Origin of the sequence: Kitasatospora sp. NPDC057198 (genome assembly GCF_042670125.1) — a bacterium.
Lineage (GTDB): Bacteria > Actinomycetota > Actinomycetes > Streptomycetales > Streptomycetaceae > Kitasatospora.
Genome location: NZ_JBHUWH010000651.1, coordinates 1 through 3,423, shown reverse-complemented (window position 1 = coordinate 3,423; position 3,423 = coordinate 1). Strand labels below are relative to the sequence as shown.

Sequence of the window (3,423 nt, the reverse complement as noted above, 5' to 3'; positions counted from 1 at the left end):
CCCGCCCGGGTGGCCGCCTCCGTCGTGTCCGCCCCTCCCCGCCCCTCCCGGTTCAGTTGGCGCTGGTGCGCCACGCCTCCAGTCCCGCCATCGACGCGGCCCTGGCCTGCTGCAGGGTGCGCTGGGCCATTTCGCCGGGCGGGGTCTCCAGGGACTGGATCCAGCCCCGGCCCGCGTTCGCCAGGGCGGCGCAGACCAGGACGGTGCCGGTCAGTCCGACGACGGCGCCGAGCCCGGTGAGGGCCGCGCCGGCGGTGAGCATGCCGCGGTTCACCTGGAAACCGCCGAAGGTGATTTTCTGATTGGTCGCCATAGGGCCACTTTCGGCCCGCCCCCGCCGCCCCGCACGCCGAACGGCCCACCCGTGGACCGACCGGCAGCCGGACGGGGAGGGCGGGACGGGGGGACGGGACGGGCGGGGCGGGAGGACGGGCGGGACGGAGCGGGACCCGTCCGGGCGGCCGGCTGCCGCGGGGCGCGGTGGCGCCCTCCGTCTGCCGGTCGGCGTTGACCCCTGCGCGTGGTCCAGCGCGCGACACGCGCGGGCCGCCGCCTAGGGTCGGGCGCGGGGCCCGGTCGGCGGGCCCGGTGGTGCGGGGGGCCGACGTGAGGAGAACGCGATGACCGAGCAGCCGGCCCGGATCGACCTGAACGCCCTGGCCGAGGAGCACGCCGCCAAGGCCGCCGCCAGCCCGCACGGCCGCAGCGCCCACCTGCTGCTGCACGACGGCGTGCTGCGGCAGACCGTGATCGCGCTGCGGGCCGGCGCGGTGCTGGACGAGCACAACGCCCCGGTCGCCGCCAGCCTCCAGGTGCTGCGCGGCCGGGTCGCGCTGACCGTCGAGGGCCGCCGCCAGGAGGCCGGGCCGGGCGAGCTGCACGCCATCCCGCAGGAGCGGCACGGCCTGCTCGCCCACACCGACGCGGTGGTGCTGCTCACCGCCGTCACCGCCTGACGCCCCGGCGCACCCCCGCCCCCGCGGCCCCGCGGCCCCGCGGCTCCGCTCGCCCGCGGCCCCGCTCCCCCGTCCCGGCCCCCGTCCCTCGTCCCGGCCTCAGTCCTTCGCCGGGCCCAGCACGTCGCCGGAGACCAGCCCCAGCCCGAGCAGGTACTGCTCGCCGCTCGGCGCCAGGTCGGGGCTCATCAGCCACTGGCCGGCCTGCCCGAGCAGCAGCGACTGGTAGAAGATGCCCCGGGCCAGCTCGTCCGGGGTGTCCGCCACCTCGTCCCGGCCCTGGAACAGCGCGGCCAGGCCGAGCCGTCCCTCCTTCTGCGCCGCGGCCAGCCGTTCGGCCAGTCCGGGCAGGTGGTCGAGCCCGCCGAGCAGCTCGAACTGCACCGTCCACAGCCCCCGGTGCGCGGCGAAGCTGTCGCGCATCGCGTTCCAGGCCCGGACGAAGCGCTCCTTCGGGTCGTCGACCGCCGCGGCGGCGGACAGCGCGGCGCCGATCGATTCGCCCCACTTGCCCATCGCCTCGACCAGGGCCTCGACCAGCAGGGCGTCCTTGGATCCGTAGTGGTAGCCGATCGCGGCCAGGCTGACGCCCGCACCGGTGGCGATGTCGCGGGCGGTGGTGCGCCCGTAGCCCTTCTCTTGCAGGCAGCGGGCAGCGCTGGCCAGCAGGTCCTCACGATTTCCCATGTCCCGATGCTAACCGCGTCCAAGACGATTGTCTTGCTCGAACGTCTGGAACGATTGATTTAGACACTTGTACTAGACAGACGTGCAAGACACCCGTACAGTCATCGTCATGACCACCGACGACCGCACCACCCACCACGCCGGCCGCCGCGCCTGGCTGGGCCTCGCGCTCCTGCTGCTGCCGACCCTCGTCCTCGCCATGGACATGGGCGTGCTGTTCTTCGCCGTCCCCTTCATCGCCACCGACCTGCACCCCAGCGGCACCCAGCAGCTGTGGATCATGGACATGTACACGTTCCTGCTGGCCGGGCTGCTGATCCCGATGGGCGCGCTGGGCGACCGGATCGGCCGGCGCAAGCTGCTGATCGCGGGCACCGCCGCCTTCGCCGCCGCCTCGCTGGTCGCCGCCTGGGCGAACGGGGCGAACCAGCTCATCGCCGCCCGCGCCCTGCTGGGCGTCGCGGGGGCGGTCTTCGGGCCCTCCACGCTGGCCCTGATCCGCAACATGTTCCCCGACCCCAAGCAGCGGCAGGGCGCGATCGGCGCCTGGAGCGGCGTGATGATGGCGGGCGCCACCCTCGGGCCGGTGCTCGGCGGCGTGCTGCTCAACCACTTCTGGTGGGGCTCGGTCTTCCTGATCGCGGTCCCGGCGATGCTGCTGGTGATGGCCCTGGCCCCGTTCCTGCTCCCCGAGTACCGCGCCCCGCAGGCGGGCCGCTTCGACCTGCTCGGCGCCGCCCTCTCGATCGCCACCGTGCTGCCGGTCGTCTACGGCATCAAGGACCTCGCGGTGGACGGCTGGAGCCTGCAGCCCGCCCTGGTGCTCGCCGCCGGGATCGCGGTCGGCGCCGCCCTGGTGCACCGGCTGCGGACCGCCGAGAACCCGCTGATCGACATCACCCTGTTCCGGATCCGCACCTACACCGGCGCGATCACCGTCAACACCATCGCGATGTTCGCGATGATGGGCTTCACCCTCTTCACCTCCCAGTACCTGCAGCTGGTCAAGGGCTACAGCCCGCTGGCCGCCTCGCTCTGGGCGCTGCTGCCCAGCGTCGGCGTCGGCGCGGCCGTCGGCGGCTTCGGCGCCCTGGCCGGCAAGGTGCGCCCGGCGGTCCTGCTGGTCGCCGGGTTCCTGGCCAGCGCCGGCGGGTTCGTCGCGATGGCCTTCGTCGACCCGGGCTCCTCGCTCGCCCTCCCGCTGGTCGCGGCCGGCGTGATCGCGGCCGGCTCGGTCGGCACCGTCAGCATCACCGGCGAGATGGTGCTCGCCGCCGCCCCCGCCGAACGGGCCGGCGCGGCCGGCGCCACCTCGGAGACCGCCCAGGAGCTCGGCAGCTCGCTCGGCATCGCCGTCCTCGGCGCGGCCGGCGCGGCGATCTACCGCTCCCGGATGGACGGCGCCACCGCCCCCGACGCCGCCCGCGACACCCTGGGCGGGGCCGTCACCACCGCCGCCCACCTGCCCGGTGAGGCCGCCGACCGGCTGCTCACCACCGCCCGCGACGCCTTCGCCGACGGGATGCACGTCGCCGCGGTGGTCGGCGTCCTGGTGATGCTCGGTGCCGCGCTCGCCGCCCACCTGCTGATGCGCCACCTGCCGGCGGCCGGCCCGGCGGACGCGGAGCAGGAGGAGAAGGCGCTCGCGGCGTAGCCCGCGGCGGCGGTGCGGCGGCGCGGCGGTGCGGAGGTCGGAGCGCCGGAGCGCCGGAGCGCCGGAGGCAGGGAAGTCGGAGGCAGGGAAGTCGGAAGTCGGAGGGGCCGCGCTCGGGCGCGGCCG

The 3,423-nt window shown here is 75.5% G+C and carries 4 protein-coding genes; 2 read left to right on the top strand and 2 right to left on the bottom strand.

Going from position 1 to position 3,423, the window contains the following annotated elements:
• Window positions 1-52: 52 nt before the first annotated feature.
• Window positions 53-313: a hypothetical protein gene (locus tag ACFUEL_RS37215; RefSeq protein ID WP_380242254.1), complete on the bottom strand. Its 261-nt coding sequence runs from the start codon at window positions 311-313 to the stop codon at window positions 53-55.
• Between the two features lie 307 nt (window positions 314-620).
• Here ACFUEL_RS37215 and ACFUEL_RS37210 point away from each other — a divergent pair, with 307 nt between their 5' ends.
• Window positions 621-956 carry a cupin gene (locus tag ACFUEL_RS37210; RefSeq protein WP_380242252.1) on the top strand — a complete coding sequence of 112 codons (336 nt, stop codon included), beginning with the start codon at window positions 621-623 and terminating at the stop codon, window positions 954-956.
• 99 nt (window positions 957-1,055) lie between these two features.
• Here ACFUEL_RS37210 and ACFUEL_RS37205 read toward each other — a convergent pair whose 3' ends face one another.
• Window positions 1,056-1,643 (bottom strand): TetR/AcrR family transcriptional regulator, encoded by a 588-nt coding sequence (locus tag ACFUEL_RS37205; RefSeq protein WP_380242251.1) that lies wholly within the window; start codon window positions 1,641-1,643, stop codon window positions 1,056-1,058.
• A gap of 109 nt (window positions 1,644-1,752) precedes the next feature.
• Here ACFUEL_RS37205 and ACFUEL_RS37200 point away from each other — a divergent pair, with 109 nt between their 5' ends.
• On the top strand, window positions 1,753-3,297 hold the full coding sequence (locus ACFUEL_RS37200) for an MFS transporter (protein ID WP_380242249.1): 1,545 nt from the start codon (window positions 1,753-1,755) through the stop codon (window positions 3,295-3,297).
• The last annotated feature ends 126 nt before the right edge of the window (window positions 3,298-3,423 follow it).